Source organism: Nocardioides terrigena (assembly GCF_003047265.1).
GTDB lineage: Bacteria > Actinomycetota > Actinomycetes > Propionibacteriales > Nocardioidaceae > Nocardioides > Nocardioides terrigena.
The window spans coordinates 1-16,698 of sequence record NZ_PZYY01000014.1 but is presented as its reverse complement, the minus strand read 5'-3'; the positions used below and the strand labels follow the sequence as shown (position 1 = coordinate 16,698).

Annotated in this window: 14 protein-coding genes; 6 read left to right on the top strand and 8 right to left on the bottom strand. The window is 70.0% G+C overall.

The features are described 5' to 3' along the window. Positions 1 to 10: 10 nt before the first annotated feature. On the top strand, positions 11 to 1,237 hold the full coding sequence (locus DAE25_RS21465) for a L,D-transpeptidase (RefSeq protein ID WP_107768197.1): 1,227 nt from the start codon (positions 11 to 13) through the stop codon (positions 1,235 to 1,237). Here DAE25_RS21465 and DAE25_RS21460 read toward each other — a convergent pair. The 5 genes from DAE25_RS21460 to ctaE form a co-directional block, all read right to left on the bottom strand. Next, a complete protein-coding gene (locus DAE25_RS21460) occupies positions 1,210 to 1,989 on the bottom strand; it encodes a ceramidase domain-containing protein (RefSeq protein ID WP_199907718.1) in 780 nt (259 codons plus the stop codon). The two genes, DAE25_RS21465 and DAE25_RS21460, sit on opposite strands and share 28 nt — an antisense overlap. Positions 1,990 to 2,098: 109 nt before the next feature. Beyond that, positions 2,099 to 3,853 carry a cytochrome bc1 complex cytochrome b subunit gene (qcrB, locus tag DAE25_RS21455; RefSeq protein ID WP_107768195.1) on the bottom strand — a complete coding sequence of 585 codons (1,755 nt, stop codon included), beginning with the start codon at positions 3,851 to 3,853 and terminating at the stop codon, positions 2,099 to 2,101. Further along, positions 3,850 to 4,923 carry a cytochrome bc1 complex Rieske iron-sulfur subunit gene (qcrA, locus tag DAE25_RS21450; protein WP_107768193.1) on the bottom strand — a complete coding sequence of 358 codons (1,074 nt, stop codon included), beginning with the start codon at positions 4,921 to 4,923 and terminating at the stop codon, positions 3,850 to 3,852. Before qcrA ends, qcrB begins: the two co-directional genes overlap by 4 nt. Beyond that, complete coding sequence (gene qcrC / locus DAE25_RS21445; RefSeq protein WP_107768191.1) at positions 4,920 to 5,795, bottom strand: cytochrome bc1 complex diheme cytochrome c subunit; 876 nt, start codon at positions 5,793 to 5,795, stop codon at positions 4,920 to 4,922. The genes qcrA and qcrC overlap by 4 nt, the downstream gene beginning before the upstream one ends. A gap of 30 nt (positions 5,796 to 5,825) precedes the next feature. Next, positions 5,826 to 6,473 carry an aa3-type cytochrome oxidase subunit III gene (gene ctaE, locus DAE25_RS21440; protein WP_056885511.1) on the bottom strand — a complete coding sequence of 216 codons (648 nt, stop codon included), beginning with the start codon at positions 6,471 to 6,473 and terminating at the stop codon, positions 5,826 to 5,828. A gap of 68 nt (positions 6,474 to 6,541) precedes the next feature. Between ctaE and DAE25_RS21435 the strand changes: the two genes are divergently transcribed. Genes DAE25_RS21435 through trpD form a run of 3 tightly spaced genes read left to right on the top strand, consistent with a single transcriptional unit; the run spans position 6,542 to position 8,956 of the window. After that, a complete protein-coding gene (locus tag DAE25_RS21435) occupies positions 6,542 to 7,477 on the top strand; it encodes a cytochrome c oxidase assembly protein (protein WP_107768189.1) in 936 nt (311 codons plus the stop codon). Beyond that, a complete protein-coding gene (locus tag DAE25_RS21430; RefSeq protein WP_107768187.1) occupies positions 7,474 to 7,884 on the top strand; it encodes an Rv3143 family two-component system response regulator in 411 nt (136 codons plus the stop codon). Before DAE25_RS21435 ends, DAE25_RS21430 begins: the two co-directional genes overlap by 4 nt. A gap of 19 nt (positions 7,885 to 7,903) precedes the next feature. Continuing rightward, positions 7,904 to 8,956, top strand: a complete 1,053-nt coding sequence (trpD, locus tag DAE25_RS21425; protein ID WP_199907717.1) for an anthranilate phosphoribosyltransferase — start codon at positions 7,904 to 7,906, stop codon at positions 8,954 to 8,956. 180 nt (positions 8,957 to 9,136) lie between these two features. Here the strand turns inward: trpD and DAE25_RS21420 are convergent, their stop codons facing one another. Continuing rightward, a complete protein-coding gene (locus tag DAE25_RS21420) occupies positions 9,137 to 9,763 on the bottom strand; it encodes a YgjV family protein (protein ID WP_107768184.1) in 627 nt (208 codons plus the stop codon). 43 nt (positions 9,764 to 9,806) lie between these two features. Continuing rightward, positions 9,807 to 13,925, bottom strand: coding sequence for an Ig-like domain repeat protein (locus DAE25_RS21415; protein ID WP_159083888.1), 4,119 nt, complete (start codon positions 13,923 to 13,925; stop codon positions 9,807 to 9,809). 152 nt (positions 13,926 to 14,077) lie between these two features. Between DAE25_RS21415 and DAE25_RS21410 the strand changes: the two genes are divergently transcribed. Further along, the gene (locus DAE25_RS21410) at positions 14,078 to 14,356 is read left to right on the top strand and encodes an Lrp/AsnC family transcriptional regulator (protein ID WP_056885996.1); all 279 of its coding nucleotides are present in this window, start codon (positions 14,078 to 14,080) and stop codon (positions 14,354 to 14,356) included. A gap of 55 nt (positions 14,357 to 14,411) precedes the next feature. On the opposite strand, the gene DAE25_RS21405 is transcribed toward DAE25_RS21410, so the two are convergent. Further along, positions 14,412 to 16,190: a DEDD exonuclease domain-containing protein gene (locus DAE25_RS21405; protein WP_107768180.1), complete on the bottom strand. Its 1,779-nt coding sequence runs from the start codon at positions 16,188 to 16,190 to the stop codon at positions 14,412 to 14,414. A 113-nt stretch (positions 16,191 to 16,303) separates the two neighbouring features. Between DAE25_RS21405 and DAE25_RS21400 the strand changes: the two genes are divergently transcribed. Continuing rightward, a complete protein-coding gene (locus DAE25_RS21400; RefSeq protein WP_056885504.1) occupies positions 16,304 to 16,561 on the top strand; it encodes a hypothetical protein in 258 nt (85 codons plus the stop codon). Positions 16,562 to 16,698 lie beyond the last annotated feature (137 nt).

The window sequence follows — 16,698 nt, the reverse complement described above, 5'->3', positions numbered from 1 at the left end:
TCGCTCGCGCATGCCTGCTCACGACCGCACCAGCACGCCGTCCGTACGCCGCGTCGGCGCAGCCCTCTCCGGAGTGCTGCTCTGCGCCGCACTGGCCGCGTGCCAGTCGTCCACCACCTCCAGCGACCCGGACGCCTCGGCCCCCCGCGGAGGGGACGCCACGCAGGCGGCGGAGAAGGCCGACCCGGTGCGGTTCGCGCTCGGCGTACGCAATGCGCAGGCCGTGCCGATCGGGCAACCGGTCGAGCTGACCGCCGAGGGTGGTGAGCTGACCGAGGTCGCCGTCACGGCCGCTGACGGCACGAAGCTCGCGGGCGAGGTCGACGGGGGCACCTGGCTGTCCACGGGACGCCTCGAGCCCGGCACCGACTACGTCGCGCGCAGCAGCGCCGTGCGCAGCGACGGCCAGGAGGTGACCCGGCCGGTGCGCTTCCGCACCCAGGAGCTCACCCTGGACCAGCAGACCTACCCGTCCGTCGCGCCGCTCGCCGGCGAGACCGTCGGCGTCGGCATGCCGGTCGTCGTCACCTTCGACGTGCCCGTGACCGACAAGGCCGCCTTCGAGCGCCACATGACGGTGACCAGCACCCCGGCCCAGCCGGGTACCTGGCACTGGATGAGCGACAACGAGGCCCACTACCGCCCGCGGACCTACTGGCAGGCCGGCACCGACGTCTCGGTCGACATCGACGTCAACTCCGTCCCGGCCGGCAACGGCATCTACGGCCAGGAGAGCCGCACCGTCGACTTCCAGGTCGGTGACGCGCACGTCTACAAGGTCAACGCGCAGACCCACCAGATGCAGGTCTTCAGCAACGGCACGCTGCTGCGGACGCTCCCGATCACCACCGGCAAGCCGGGCTTCACCACCCGCTCGGGGACCAAGGTGATCATGGAGATGTTCGACGAGCGGCGGATGAACTCCGAGACCGTCGGCATCAGCGCCGACGACCCGGAGGCCTACGACATCGACGACGTGCAGTGGGCCATGCGGCTCACCTACTCCGGCGAGTTCATCCACGCCGCCCCGTGGTCCGTCGGCTCCCAGGGCAGCGCCAACGTCTCGCACGGCTGCACCGGCCTCTCCACGGCCGACGCCGGTTGGCTGTACGCCATGAGCCGCCGCGGCGACGTCGTGGAGTACACCGGCACGGACCGCTGGATGACCCTCACCAACGGCTACGGCGACTGGAACGCCTCCTACGCCGACTACAAGGCCGGCTCCGCCCTCTCCTGAGGCCCTGCCGTCTCCGTCGTCCAGTAGCGGTAGAGGCAGTACGCCGCGACGGCGCACAGCAGGTGCCACACGGCGTGCCCCTGGACCCACGAGTGCGGGTCGCACAGGGGAGCACCGGAGCGCGACAGCGTCCAGACAGCGAAGGCGACCATCATGGTGGTCAGGGCCGCGACGATCCACGCCAGCCCCGCCGGGCGGGCGGCACGGCGGCGGAGCCGGACCTCGAGGACCACGGCCACCACCAGCACGACCGTGAACGCCGCGTTGCCGGCGTTGTTGACCACCGGGAGGGTTCCGGCCCGGCCGATGAGGTCGCAGAGCGCCACGAGCGCTACCAGGGCGGCCACGAAGGTGCCGACACCCCGCCCGGAGAGCCGGATCCCGGCGTACGCCGCGGCGAAGCCGGCCAGGACGTACATGGAGAGCTGGTCGAGCCGTCCGCCCAGCTCGCTCTGGGTGGCGTGCATGGCCATGCTGCCGGGTCCGAGCAGGACCACGACGACGGCGTACGACGTCGCGAGGCCGCGCCGGGCCAGGCGACCGCGGGGGAGCCCGGCGTACCAGCCGACGGCCAGGCCGGCGAGCACGAAGCCGAGGTTGCTGAGCGTGTTGGCCGGCTGACGGATCGTGCCGACGGGCTCGAGCTCGCAGAACTCCGCACCCCGGCCGACGTCGGCGCCCAGCCATCCGAGACGGACGGCCACCACGAGGAGGGCGAGGGAGACCAGCGCCGCGGTCGAGGCGACGAGCACGGGACGCAGGGTGCGGCGGTCGGGAGGGGGGATCGTGGACTCCTGGAAATGGGAAGTGCCCCGGACCCTGGGCGGATCCGGGGCACTCACCTCGTGCCGTGTGCGGTGGTCAGTGGCCGCCGCGGAGCGGAGCTTCCTCGACCGTGTGGTCGCTGTGGCCGTCGAACTGGTGGCCGTCCGCCGGGTGGTCGAGACCGGCCTCGAGCTCGTGCTCGTGGGCGGCGTGGTGGTGCGCCTCCTCGATCTCGGCCGCGGTGGGCTTCTGCACGTTGTGGCGGAACATCCCGTCCGACAGCTTGGCCCGCAGCGCCTGGATGCGGGAGCCCGGGGCCACGACGCCGTTGCTGTCGGTGTCGCCCTCGACGGTGTGGATCTGGTCGCGGTCACGCGCCGTGAGGGTGTACGCCGCCGTGTCGCTGATCGGCAGGTGACGCTCGGCGTAGCCGCCGTCGGGGGACCGCATGATGATGCCGGTCTCGTAGCCGTGCAGCAGCTTCTCGTTGTCGAGGCGCTGCAGCGAGATGCACCAGCGGCGCGTGACGATGAAGGCGATCAGGGGACCGAGGAAGACCGCCACCCGCATGAAGTAGGTGATCTGGTTGATGCTCAGGTCGAGCCTGATGGCGATGATGTCGTTGCCGCCGGCGGCCCAGGCCAGACCGTAGAAGGTCATCAGGGACACCATCACCGCGGTGCGGGTCGGTGCGTTGCGCGGGCGCTGGAGCAGGTGGTGGTCGCGCTTGTCACCGGTGATCCAGCCCTCGAGGAACGGCAGCAGCATCAGGATGACGAGCATCAGCGGCGGCACGATGAGGATCGGGATCATGACGTTCCACGAGATCGTGTAGCCGAAGATCACCGACTCCCAGCCGGGCATGATGCGCAGCAGGCCGTCGGGCCAGCCCATGTACCAGTCGGGCTGCGAGCCGGCCGTGACCTTGGTCGGGTCGTAGGGGCCGAACTTCCACACCGGGTTGATGGTCATCAGGCCACCCATGAGGGCGGTGACGCCGAAGACGATGAAGAAGAAGCCGCCGGCCTTCGCGGCGTACACGGGCAGCATCGGGAAGCCGACAACGTTGTCGTTGGTGCGGCCGGGTCCGGGCCACTGCGTGTGCTTGTGGTAGACGAGCAGCAGCATGTGCGCGGCGATGAGGCCGAGCAGCAGGCCCGGGATCAGCAGCACGTGGATGATGTAGAGGCGCGGGATGATCGCGTCGCCGGGGAACTCGCCGCCGAAGAGGAAGAACGACATGTAGCTGCCCACGACCGGGGTGGCCTTGAGGAAGCCGTCCGCGGCGCGGACGCCGGTGCCGGAGAGCAGGTCATCGGGGAGCGAGTAGCCGGTGAAGCCCTCGAGGGTGCCGAGGAGCAGCAGCAGGCAGCCGATCACCCAGTTGAGCTCACGCGGCTTGCGGAACGCGCCCGTGAAGGCCACGCGGAGCAGGTGCACCATCATCGAGGCGATGAAGAGCATCGCCGCCCAGTGGTGCATCTGGCGCATCAGGAGGCCGCCGCGCACGTCGAAGGAGATGTTGAGCGTCGAGGCCATCGCCTCGGACATCGCGATGCCGCGGAGCTGGTCGTAGGAGCCCTCGTAGTGGATCTCGCCCATGCTGGGGTTGAACCACAGCGTCAGGAAGACACCCGAGAGCAGCAGGACCACGAAGCTCCACAGGGCGATCTCACCCAGCATGAAGGACCAGTGGTCCGGGAAGACCTTGCGCAGGTTCTTGCGCATCGCCGTGGCCAGGCCGAGGCGGTCGTCGGCCCACGTGGCCACGCCGCCGACCTTCGACGGCTTGGACGCGGTCGCCGCGGTCGAGCCGTTGGTGCTCGCGACCTTGCTCGTGTCGAGACTCATTGCTTCTCACGCTCCCAGTAGCTGGCCCCGATGGGCTCAGTGAAGTCGCTCTGTGCGATCAGGTAGCCCTCGTCGTCGACTGCCAGGGGCAGCTGGGGGAGGGGACGGTGAGCGGGTCCGAAGACGACCTTGGCCGAGTCGGCCAGGTCGAACGTGGACTGGTGGCACGGGCAGAGCACGTGGTGCGTGGTCCGCTCGTACAGGGAGATCGGGCAACCCACGTGGGTGCAGATCTTGGAGTAGCAGATGATCCCGTTGACGGTCCAGTTCTCGCGACCCGGACCGGGAGTGATGTCGCCCGGCTCCATCTTGACGACGATGATCGCGCCCTTGGCCTTCTCGACCTGGAGCGGGACACCCTCGATCTCGGGGTAGCCGTTCTCCTCCGTGGGGAACAGCGCCTCGGGAGCGGCGTTGACGAGGTCGCCGATCTCGAGCTCGGAGGCCTTGATGGGCGTGCCGACCACGTCGCGCACGACGCGCATGCCCTTCTCCCAGATGGTGCTGGCGAGCTTGTCGCCCGGCGCGGGGCCGAGGTCGCGGAGCAGCACGACGGCCGGCAGTCCGAGCAGGGCCACCGAGCCGATCAGCGTGTTGCGCACCAGTGGACGGCGGCCGATGCCGGACTCCTCGCCACCGAGGGCGAGGGCCTCGAGCGTGGCGGTCCGGTCCTCCTGCGACGAGGCGGCGGGGTGGCGCATCTCCACGATCTCGTGGTCACCCATGAGCTTGCGGGCCCACTGGATGATGCCGATGCCGATGAGGAGCAGGGCCAGGCCCAGGGTGGTGCCGAGCGCGACGGTGGAGGCTCCGAGACCCATGAAGGTGTCGAAGTTGTCGCCGATCTCGAGCGTGAAGTAGGCGACGACGAAGAGCAGGGCGCACACCATGGAGAGCCCGAACATCGCCGCGACCTGGCGCTCGGCGCGCTTCTCGGCGCGCTCGTCGACGTCGGTGGGACGCCACTGGTGGGCGGGGAGGCCGGGGTTGGGGATCGGCTCCTCCGGCACGGCCGGGGTGTGGTCGCCGTGCGGGGGCACGGCCGGAGTCTTGTCGTGCACGTCGGTCATGCCTCGGCCCCTTCCTTGATCTTCGAGCTACGCGTGGTGTGGGCGGCGATCCAGACTGCGAAGCCGACCAGTCCACCGATGCCGAGCACCCAGCCGAACAGTCCCTCGGACACGGGGCCGAGGCCGCCGAGGCCGAAGCCGCCGTACTCAGGGGTCTCCTCGAGACTACCCAGGTAGGCAATGACGTCGCGCTTCTCCTCGGGGGAGAGGTTGCCGTTGCTGAAGGTGGGCATCGTCTGCGGGCCGGTCAGCATGGCCTGGTAGATGTGCTTGGGCTCGACACCGTGCAGGGTCGGGGCGTAGCCGCCGCGGGGCATGGCTCCGCCGGCGCCGTTGAAGTTGTGGCACGCCGTGCAGTTGGTGAGGAAGATCTGGCCACCGCGGCTGATGGCCTCCTCGCGCTCCTCCTCCGACAGGCCGTCGATGGAGTAGTCGGACTCGCTGGGGATGGCCGGGCCGGGCGCCAGCGACGCGACGTACGCCGCGAGCGCAGCGATCTCGTCCTCGTTGTAGACGGGCTTCTTCCGCGGGGCCTGCTGGCCCGGGTTGGCCATCGGCATGCGGCCGGTGCCGACCTGGAAGTCGACGGCGGCGGCGCCGACACCCACGAGCGAGGGGCCGATCTGGTAGCCGTCGCGGGCGGTGGAGATGCCCTCGCCGTTCTGGCCGTGGCAGAACGAGCAGCCCACGAGGAAGAGCTCGCGGCCCTCGGCGATGAGCTCCTCGTCGCTGGTGCTCTCGGCCTGGGCCGGCGAGAACGCGGTGTAGAGACCACCGGTCATCAGCAGGCCGAGGAGGAGGACGACGAGTCCGGCGAGGGGGCCGCGGCGGTGTCGGGAGATCCGACCTGCGGAGCGGTTCAACAAGCGCACAGTGAGTCCTAGCTGTCCGGGTCGGGGGGCTTACTTGATGAGGTAGATCGTGGCGAAGAGCCCGATCCAGACGACATCGACGAAGTGCCAGTAGTAGGACACGACGATGGCGCTCACGGCTTGCTCATGGGTGAAGCGCCGAGCGATGTAGGTGCGGCCGAGGACGAGGAGGAAGGCGATCAGTCCGCCGGTCACGTGGATCCCGTGGAAACCGGTGGTCAGGTAGAACATCGTGCCGTAGGCGGAGTCCGGGATCGTGACGCCCTCGTGGATGAGCTCGGCGTACTCCAGCGCCTGGCCGCCGATGAAGATCGCGCCCATGACGTACGTGAGGATGAACCACTCACGCAGGCCCCAGCCGCTGACCTTGAAGACCGAGCCGGTGCGGCCGACCTGGCCGCGCTCGGCGGCGAAGACGCCGAGCTGGCAGGTGAGCGAGGACAGCACCAGGATCGCGGTGTTGGCCGTCGCGAACGGCACGTTGAGCACCTCGGTCTCCTGCGCCCACAGCTCAGGGCTGACGGCGCGGATCGTGAAGTACGCCGCGAAGAGGGCTGCGAAGAACATCAGCTCGCTGGAGAGCCAGATGATCGTCCCCACGCTGACCATGCTGGGTCGGTCGTGGTGCCCGTGCAGTCGGGATGCCGGAATCGCTGTTGCTGTCGCCACGGACGCCATTATGTCTGTAGCCGCCTCGGAGGGCACCCCGACCCCCTCACTATCCACGTCATATTCTTCACATCGTGATGACCGCCGCGTGGACGACCGATCCGGTCCTTCCGAGATTCACCGTCGGGAGGGTCTTCACCGACTGGGGGATCGACCCCGTGCCGTTCGTGCTGGCCGTCTGGGTGGCCGGCGTCTACCTCGTGGGCGTGGCGATGCTGCGCCGCCGCGGCGACCACTGGCCGGTCGGTCGGACCGTGTCCTTCGTCGTGCTCGGGATGGGCTCGTTCGTCTTCGCCACCGCCTCCGGGCTGGCGCGCTACGACACCACGCTCCTGAGCGTGCACATGGTGCAGCACATGATCCTGACGATGGTCGTGCCGCTGTCGCTCGCCCTGGGTGCCCCCATCACGCTCGCCCTCCGGACGCTGCACGCCCGACCGCGTGCCTGGCTGCTCGTGGTGCTCCACTCGCGGGTCGCCCGGGTGCTGTCCTTCCCGCCGCTCGCGTTCCTGCTCTACGTCGTCTCGCCGTGGGCGCTCTACTACACGTCCTGGTACGACGCCTCGCTCGCGTCGCCCTTCGTGCACGAGATGATGCACATCCACCTCGTGGCCGTCGGGGCGCTCTTCTTCTGGCCGCTGATGGGCATCGACCCGCTGCCGGGGCGCGTCGGGTACCCGTTCCGGGTGCTGCTGACGGTGATGACGCTGCCGTTCCACGCGTTCCTCGGCGTGACGATCATGGGCCAGACCACGCTGATCGGGGAGTCGCACTACACGGCGCTGCGGGAGGGGCCGATGGGCGCCTGGCTGCCGCCGATGCTGGAGGACCAGCACGTGGCCGGCGGGATCCTGTGGGCCACGGGTGACCTGATCGGGCTGGTGTTCTTCGCCGTGCTCTTCGTCCAGTGGGTGCGCTCGTCGCACAAGGAGGCCGCGCGGGAGGACCGTCGCCTCGACATGCTCGAGGCGCGCGAGGCCCGCGCCGCCGCGACCGATACGATGCGGACGTGACCGACACCACGCGACCGCTCCGGGTCCTCGTCTACAGCGACGACGTCGACACCCGCCAGCAGGTCATCCTCGCGCTGGGGCGTCGCCCCCACCCCGACCTGCCCGAGCTGGAGTACGTCGAGGTGGCCACCGAGCCCGTCGTCATCCAGAACATGGACGCCGGTGGCATCGCCCTGGCGATCCTCGACGGCGAGGCCGTGCCCGCCGGCGGGATGGGCATCGCCAAGCAGCTCAAGGACGAGATCTACCAGTGCCCGCCCGTGCTGGTGCTCATCGGCCGCCCGCAGGACGCGTGGCTGGCCACGTGGTCGCGCGCCGAGGCCGTCGTGTCGCACCCGCTCGACCCGGTGCAGCTCGCGGAGGCGGTCGTCTCACTGCTGCGCCCCGCCGTGCCCGCCACGTCCTGACCCCACCATCATGGTGGCCATGACTTCTCCGGGGTCCTCCGCCGCGTCGCACACCTGGCCCGACGTCCTCACCACGCTGGTGGGTGGGCACGACCTGACCGGTGAGCAGGCGCGCTGGGCCATGGGCCAGGTGTTCGCCGGCGAGGCGACGCCGGCCCAGGTGGCCGGCTTCGTCGTCGCGCTGCGCTGCAAGGGCGAGACCGTCGAGGAGGTCTCGGGCATCGCCGACGCGATGCTCGCCGCCGCCAACCCCATCTCCGTGCCGGGTCGTCTGCTCGACGTCGTCGGCACCGGGGGAGACCGGTCGATGTCGGTCAACATCTCGACCATGTCCGCGATCGTGGCGGCCGGCGCCGGCGCCACCGTCGTCAAGCACGGCAACCGGTCGGCGTCGTCGAAGTCCGGTTCGGCCGACGTCCTCGAGGCCTTGGGCATCCGGCTCGACCTGCCGATCCCGAGGGTCGCGGCCATCGCCGCCGAGGCGGGCATCACGTTCCTGTTCTCCGCCGCGTTCCACCCGGCCATGCGCCACGCGGCCGTCCCGCGCCGCGAGCTCGGGATCGCCACGACCTTCAACCTGCTCGGCCCGCTGACCAACCCGGCGCGGCCGGCCGCCCAGGCCATCGGCTGCGCCGACGCCCGGATGGCCCCGGTGCTCGCCGGTGTGTACGCCGCGCGCGGCGTCGACGCGTGGGTCTTCCGCGGGGACGACGGGCTGGACGAGCTCACCACGACGACGACGTCGACCCTGTGGGCGGTCCACGACGGTGAGATCACGACCCACAGCGTCGACCCCGCGTCGTACGGGCTGGCGCCGGCGACCACCGAGGACCTGCGCGGCGGCGACGCTGCCCACAACGCCGAGGTCGTACGCCGGATGCTCGCGGGGGACCGGGGTCCCGTGCGGGACGCGGTGGTCCTCAACGCCGGTGCGGCGCTGGCGGTGTACGACGCCCCGGGCGCGCCCGTGGACGAGGCGCTGGCCGCCGGTGTCGAGCGAGCTGCTGCGGCGATCGACTCGGGCGATGCGCAGGCCGCGCTCGACCGGTGGGTCGAGGCGTCCTCGCGCTAGCTGGTGCTCAGCGGTAGAGGCCGCCGGCGATCGCGTAGGCGTTGACCACGACCAGCACGGAGAAGATCGACGCGATGTAGCGGTTGTCGTTGAGCCAGGCGATGGGGAACACGGGCACTCCTCGGGGTGGCGTGCCTTCATGCCTACCCCGGGTCGTTGAATCCCAAACGTGCGTCGGCCCTACAGCGACAGGACCCAGGAGGCGCCGTCGCGCTGGAAGCCGAGACGGTCGTAGTAGGGACCTACCATCGTGGGCGAGGTGACCACGCGGCGGTAGCCGTGCTCGGCGAGCATGCCGCTGCGGCGCCAGACGAACTCGCCGGGGGAGAAGTCTCGGTAGCGCGGGGTGACGTAGTCGAGGAGCACGTGCGCGGTGTCGCCCTCGGCGCGGAGCAGCACGACGCCGACGGTCTCGTCGCCCCGCTGGACGAGGAACGCGTCCTGGTCGGTGTCCGACGGGTCGTGGACGAAGTCGGGGTTGAAGCGCAGGATGTCCGCGCCGTGCACCCGCAGGACGTGGCGGAGGTACTCGTCGTCACCGCGGACCTCGAGCACCTCGAACGCCTCGTCGTCGTGGCGGTCGCGCACCAGCTGGACGATGAACCAGATGTTGATGGCGCACAGCACGGCGTTCATGCCGACCATCGGCCACACGCCGATGAAGGCGTTGAAGGCGAGCAGGATGAGGCAGGCCGCCAGGTTGAGCACCCGGAAGCGCAGCACGCGCGACTGGAGCAGGGAGTAGACGAGCAGGGCACTCCCGCCCCAACCGAGGATGTCGAGCCAGTGGTCTTCGAGCCAGTTCACCCGCGGAGGCTACTGCGCTCCGCGGGTGACTGGTGATTCACCGCTAACGCACTACGTAGAGCTTGGTGATCTTCGACTTGGACCCAGCCGTGGAGCCGTTGCCGAGGTAGACGGCCTTGATCTTGTGCTTGCCCTTCTTGAGCTTGGGCAGCTTCCACCCGATCTTGCCGTCCCGGGTGCTGACGAGGGTCAGGGTCTTGAGCTTCTTGGCGCCGTCGAAGACCTTGATAGCCCCCGTCGGTCCAGGGACACCCGCGACGGCGACCGTGATGCCAATCTTGACCCGCTTGCCAACCTTGACCCGGGTCTTGGACAGCGTGGCGGTCGTCGTGGACTTCATCTTCGGGACGCTGACCGCCACGGCGGTGGCGGCGCCGTCGGAGTACCCGGTGCGGGCGGCCGCCACGACGACGGCGATCGAGGTGCCTGCGTCCTCCGGCACGAGGCGGTACGACGAGCGGGTGGCGGACGGGATGGGTGCCCCGTTGCGCAGCCACTGGTACATAAGCGAGAGCTGCGTCGGCGACCAGGTGCCGGGGGAGACCTGGAGCGTGCTCCCGACCACGGGGGAGCCCGAGATCACGGGGAGCGTGGTGGACACCAGGGCGCCGCCCGCGCTGACCACCAGGCCGTCGCTGACCGACGTGCCACTGGCGTAGTTGGGCTTGGTCCCGGTGGCCTTGACCGTGATGGTCTTGCCGTAGTCGAGGGCCTGGATGACGTAGCCGGTGCCCGTCCCGCTGCTGGGCGCGGCGCCGTAGATCGGCTGTCCGTCGCGCAGCCACTGGTAGGTGACGGTGACGTCGGTGTGCCCGCCCGCCCAGGTGGGCGGCTGCGCCGTCAGGGTGCTGCCCACGCCGGTCCCCCCGGGAGCAAGGATCGCCGGCTTGGCGTCGGCGACCAGGACGGCGTTGACGGTGAAGACCGACGAGGACGTCCCCAGGACGTTGCCGCTGGCGTCCTTCGCGGCCAGGGTCCACCGGTAGTCGCCGCTGGCGAAGCGGCTCGTCGCCGCCCAAGCGGTGGAGACCGTGTTGGCGACCACCGTCGAACCGCCGGAGACCGGGGTGACGGTGACCGTGTAGATCGCCGCGGTGGGGATGGGGTCCCACTCCAGGACCGGCCCGTCGGGCGGCTGGATCGCACCGGTGCCCGGGGCGGTGATGTTGGGCGTGCCAGAGGTGACGAAGAAGCGGCCGCCGGCAGACCAGTCCCCGGGGCTGCCGGACGCGTCCACGCGACGCACGCGCCACCGGTAGGCCGACGCGCTGGGCGCCAGGGCCTTGTTCCACGTGTAGGCCGTGGTCAGCAGGCCGGTGCCGCTCGCGACCTTGTTGGCCGCGGAGTAGGTCAGGTCGTCGTTCTTGTAGACCTCGACGTCATAGCCCTTGGCGTACGGCTGGGCCTGCCAGCGGAACGCGGTGGTGCCCGCGGCGGCGACGCTGTTGACCGGGGCGAGGAGCGTCACCGGAGGGGTCTCGCGGACGAAGGTGGCCTCGCTGGTCGACCACGTCAGGCCGTTGCCGTCGGAGTCGATGGCCTGTACCCGCCACCAGTAGGTGCGGTTGGCGTAGATCTTCGCGGTGCTGGTGAAGGTCGCCTGGTCCACCTCGGCCGAGTCGATGACCGTCGAGGGGGAGAAGGAGGAGTCGGTCGCCACCTCGATGCGGTACTTCATGGCCGACTGGGGCAGGGACTCACCGGTCTGCGCCCAGGTGTCGGTGGTGGCAGTGGACGCGGGGTCGTGCCAGTAGTTGTCCCACGTGAATGTGGCCTCGGTCTTCTGGGTGAGGCTGCTCCGCAGTCCCGACACGGGCGGGGACTTCTTGAAGAACGTGTGCTGCGCGGAGCCAGACACACCGACCGGGCTGGGGCCGCACTGGCCGACCGCCCGGCAGGGGCGCACGAACCAGTAGTAGGGGCGCTCGGTCTGGTTGTCGGCGTAGGTCCAGTCCCGGTTGTCCAGTGCCGGCATGTAGATCGTGTTGGTGGTCGCCGGGAGGGCCGTGGTCGGCTCGAGCAGGTTTGAGAAGCTCGGGTCCTCGGACACGTAGACCATGTAGAAGGCCGTGCCCGGCTCGCGGGACCAGCGGAGCACCGGCGTCGCCGGGACGGTGCACACCCCGGTGGTGGGGGTGCAGGGGGTCTGGCCGGGGTTGTTGGCGTCGAGCGCCCGCCCGCCCAGAGCGACCTTGTGGCCGGTGGCCGGTGCGATGGCGCGGATCTGGAAGGTGCTGGTGGGACCGGCGCCGCCGATCTGCGCGCCGGTGGAGGAGTGCGCGGTGACCCACCAGGTGTAGGTCCCGGCGCGCTTGAGCTCGCTCGAGATGTCGGTCATCGCCGGGAAGGCCACCGGCTTCTCGAAGAGCCCGGACGTCACCAGGATGTTGGTGCCGGGCTTGAGGGCGTGCACCCGGTAGTAGGCCGCGGTCGGCTCGTGCTCCCACGACAGCGACGGGGGGCCGTTGAACTGGGTGGCGGGTGAGGGGCCCAGGGGCGTCAGCGGTGCCGCTCCGGTCGCCGGGATCGACGCCGCCACGTTGAACCTGCGCTGGGGGGCGAGGGACGTGGTGCCCTCGCCCGTGACGGCGTACACCGACCAGGTGTAGGGGTTGTTGGCCGCCGGGAGCCGGGTCTGGCCCTTGGGCGTGTACGAGGTGGCGTACGTCGTCTCGGAGTCGACGACCTGGCCGAGGCCGTTGGTGACGGTGACCTTGTAGGTCAGGGCCCCCGGCGCGGAGTCCCAGCTGAGGGTCGGCACCGCGACGGTCGCACCGTTGACCGGCAGGAGGTTGGTCATCGCCAGGCCGGTGTAGGTGAAGCTCCACGTCGGGGACCACAGGCCCTGGACGCCGGGCAGGTCGCCGCCGCCGGGCTTGACGTACGGCCGGTCCAGCGGGCGCACGCGCCAGTAGTTCACCCTGCCCGGCTCGGGGTCGCAGTCCTCGTTGATGCGGTTGGGGAGGACGTTGAGCAGGTCAGTGTCGTTGATGGCGAAGATCCCCGGGGTGTACGTGGTGGCGGCCACCCGGCAGGAGTTGTAGGTGTTGGGGGAGAAGTCGGCGTCCGTGCCCACCCAGATCTCGTATTCGGAGGCGTTGGTGACCGCGTCCCACTGGAAGTAGAGCGGGTCCGGCACCGTGGTTGCGCCGTTGGCCGGGAACACCAGGTCCGGCAAGATGTCGTAGTGCCGGTTGAAGTCCACGCTGGAGCGGGCCCACTGCGAAGAATTGCCGGCGGTGTCGACGGCGCGCACCCGCCAGTAGTAGCCGTTGTTGTCGTAGGTGATGGCCGGTGAGAACCGGGTGCCCAGGACGCGGTTGCTCGCTCCGGTCCGGTCCTCGAGCACCGAGCCGGCCGTGAAGTCGCTGTTGGTAGACACTTGGAGCTCGTAGCCGATCGCGCCGGCGACGGGGTTCCAGTCGAGCACGACGTCGATGACGTCGGGGGACACGTTGGCCTGCGGGCCCAGCGGGCCGGTAATCACCGGCGTCGCGAGCGGGTCGATCCAGAAGGTCGAGGTGGTGCTGGGCTGCGACACGATGCCGGGTCCTTTGGACGCGATGACGCGCCAGAACCAGTCACCGAGCCCGAGGGGCCTGGTGACCACGAGCGAGGTGGTCTCAGTCGTGAACTCCGTGGCCCCCACGAAGTCGCTGTCGCTGGCCACCTGCACGGTGTAGGACTTGGCCCCCGGGGACGCCGTCCAGGAGAGCAGCGGGGCGTTGTCCGGCTGTTGGAGGTGGGCGCCGTTGACGGGGCTGGACGGGACGGGGACGCTCACCTGCGGCGGGTCGAAGGGAAGTCCGGTCGCCCAGTCCGACCTGTCGGTGCCCTGGACTGCTCGCACGCGCCAGTAGTTGGGCGCCAGCTTGAGGGCCACCTCGGGCACGTAGACAGAGTTGACCGTGGCGGCGCTCACCTCGGGAGTGCCGAAGCCGGGGTCGTCGTCCACCTGGATCTCGTACTTGTCCGCGCCGGCGGACCGGTTCCAGTTGAACTTCGTCGTTGACGGGAGCGGTTGCGCGACGTTGAGTCCCGTGGGGGCGCCGGGCGCCACCGCGTAGGACCCGCTCGGTGCGGCCAGGACCGCTGCCGCGGCCAGGACCATTAGGGCAGAGGCGCGGGCGGTGGCCCGACGTGCGGCAGTGGTGCGTGACATCCCGTGATTCCCCTCGTACGGCCTACGGCGCAGACCCGCGTCACGTTAGGAGCGGCCGCACGTTCGCGGAGGCGAATGGCGCCAGGTGACCCGAAATGACTAGTCAGGAGTGACCGATCGGGCACGCCCGGGATCGGCGCTACGGTGAGCACATGATCACCGCCATCGTGTTCGTGAAGGCCGACGTCGCGCGCATCCCGGAGGTCGGCGAGGCCATCGCCGCCCTGGACGGGGTCAGCGAGGTGTATTCGGTGACTGGCCAGATCGACCTGATCGCTTTGGTGCGGGTCAGCAAGCACGAGGACATCGCGGCTGTCGTCGCGGACTCGCTCAACAAGGTGGACGGCGTGACCGCCACCGAGACTCACATCGCGTTCCGGACGTTCTCGCGCCATGACCTCGAGTCGGCGTTCTCGCTGGGTCTCGACTAGGTCGACTTCGCTCGACCGCCTGGCCAGGCTCGACCGCCTGGCCAGGCTCGACCGGTCAGCGGGCCGGACGGTGCACCGTGGCGGGCAGACGCTGCTCGTCGAAGGGCACCAGCGACAGACGTGACTGGTTGACCGCGTCGTAGAGCGGCAGGTGTCGCGTGGCGCCCGCCACCGGACAGATCCACTCGCCGTCGACGTCGACCAGTCGGATGCCGGGAGACTCGAGCCAGCGGAGCACCTTCTCGGTCTCCTCCGCGGTGGCGGCGGGCACCGGTCCAGGGGCCGCGCGCACCGTCTCAGCGCTCGCGCACAGCTCACGGACGTAGCTGTGGGCGTCGGCGCCCGGTGGGATCACCCCGGCAGCCGCGAGCCGGCCGTGCCGGACGACGTGGACGCTCCAGCGTCCGTCGTCCTCCCGCCGGGCCGCGACGACCTCGGGACACCGGGTCAGGGCGGACAGCCGCTGGGTGCGCGCGGCGGCCCGCACGAACGTGGCGAGACGGTCGCGGTGGACGCCGGCCTCCTCGAAGCGCTCGAGCCCGGCCAGCAGCGCCATCCGGCGGTTGATGGCCTCGACCACCTCGTCGGGTCGGTGCAGCAGGGTGTCGCGCAGCTGCCGGACCATGGCGGCGTACGTCGCGGTGTCGACGCTGCCGTCGCACGGCGACAGGCACTTGCCCATCTCGGCCAGCACGCACGACGAACGGGAGGGCTCGCGGGCGAGCCTGTCCGAGCACTGGCGGACCGGGAAGGTCTCGTGCAGGGCGGCGAGTGACTTCTCCGCGGTCTTCTTCGACGAGAACGGGCCGAGGTAGTCGGCGTCGTCGTCGAGGACCCGTCGCACGAGGGACAGGCGTGGCCAAGGCTCACGCGTGAGCTTGACGAAGTGCACTTTCTCGGGGAACCGGGAGCGGCGGTTGTACTTCGGCTTGTGCTCCGCGATCAGTCGTAGCTCGCGCACCTCGGCCTCGAGGGGAGTGGCACAAGGGATGCCGGTGACCGACTCGGCCAGCCCGACCATCTCGCCCATGCGCGTGCGGGTCTCGGACGCCGTGAAGTAGGAGCGCACCCGGCTGCGCAGGTCCTTGGACGTGCCGACGTAGAGCACCCGCTGGCGCTCGTCACGGAAGAGGTAGACGCCGGGGAGGCGGGGGAGGCCCTCGGCGAGATGGCGCTTGCGGCGCTGGGCCTGCGACACCCGCGATGTGAAGGTCGCGAGCTCCTCGAGGGTGTGCACCCCCTGCCCGCCGAGCCGCTCCATCAGGCCGTGCAGCACGTCGACGGTGGCGCGGGCGTCCGACAACGCACGGTGGTTGGGCGTCGTCGTGGCGCCGAAGAGCTGCGCGAGCGAGGAGAGCTTGCAGTTGGGCGCGTCGTCGCGGGTGACGACGCGCCGCGCGAGCTTGGCAGTGTCGAGGACCTCGAAGCGGGGCCACGGGTGGTCGTGCTCGGCAGCGAAGTGCTTGAGGAAGCCCACGTCGAACGGCGCGTTGTGGGCGACGAGCACGCAGCCCTTCGCGAACTCCAGGAATGCGGGCAGTGCGGACTCGATCGGTGGGGCGTCGCTGACCATCAAGTTGGTGATGCCGGTGAGCACGGCGATGAACGGAGGGATCTCTGAGCGCGGGTTGACCAACGTCTGGAACTCGCCCAGGACCTCGCCACCCCGGACCTTGACGGCGCCGATCTCGGTGATCATCGACCCACCGGCGGCGGACCCGCCCGTGGTCTCGAGGTCGACGACGCAGAACGTGACGTCGCGCAGTGGTCGCCCCAGCTCGTCGAAGCTGCGTTGGGTCTCCCAGCGGGAGACGGTCGGGGCGGCACTGCTCATGGTGGGGACGCTAGATCGCGGCACCGACAACGGACGGGAGGTCGTGCCCCGCGCGTCGGTCACTAGGCTGCTCCGGTCCGCCCGCAGATCCACGCCCGACCCCTGGAGGCACCGTGCCCGCACAGATCCCCGACGCTACGCACCGCTGGCGCTGCGGAGGCTGCGGCAACCTCACGCGCTTCGACGTCACCCGCACCCGGCGTACGACGGAGTTCTGGCACTTCGACCTCGCTGGCGACCACGTGGTCGAGGAGGAGACCCTGCGCGACGAGAGCGTGGAGACGGTGTCGTGCCGCTGGTGCGGGCGCGACGACGCGATCGAGATGGTCGCCCGCAACGAGGCCGGAGTCGACCCGCACGAACAGGCCTGACGCCGTACGCCGACACGCGGTCGCCGCTCACGGGAGGGCCGTTGAGTTCCTAAGGAACTTCAAGCCACGTGAGTGGTTCGTATGCTGGTAGGGACGGGCCGGGATGTTGGAGCGCTTTGCGACTTCTGTGACTCCCG

Excerpts from the sequence above, each read along its gene's own strand:
- DAE25_RS21465 (WP_107768197.1), top strand. The coding sequence starts at position 11 with ATGCCTGCTCACGACCGCACCAGCACGCCGTCCGTACGCCGCGTCGGC.
- qcrB (WP_107768195.1), bottom strand. The coding sequence starts at position 3,853 with ATGAGTCTCGACACGAGCAAGGTCGCGAGCACCAACGGCTCGACCGCG.
- qcrA (WP_107768193.1), bottom strand. The coding sequence starts at position 4,923 with ATGACCGACGTGCACGACAAGACTCCGGCCGTGCCCCCGCACGGCGAC.
- ctaE (WP_056885511.1), bottom strand. The coding sequence starts at position 6,473 with ATGGCGTCCGTGGCGACAGCAACAGCGATTCCGGCATCCCGACTGCAC.
- DAE25_RS21435 (WP_107768189.1), top strand. The coding sequence starts at position 6,542 with ATGACCGCCGCGTGGACGACCGATCCGGTCCTTCCGAGATTCACCGTC.
- trpD (WP_199907717.1), top strand. The coding sequence starts at position 7,904 with ATGACTTCTCCGGGGTCCTCCGCCGCGTCGCACACCTGGCCCGACGTC.
- DAE25_RS21415 (WP_159083888.1), bottom strand. The coding sequence starts at position 13,925 with ATGTCACGCACCACTGCCGCACGTCGGGCCACCGCCCGCGCCTCTGCC.
- DAE25_RS21410 (WP_056885996.1), top strand. The coding sequence starts at position 14,078 with ATGATCACCGCCATCGTGTTCGTGAAGGCCGACGTCGCGCGCATCCCG.
- DAE25_RS21405 (WP_107768180.1), bottom strand. The coding sequence starts at position 16,190 with ATGAGCAGTGCCGCCCCGACCGTCTCCCGCTGGGAGACCCAACGCAGC.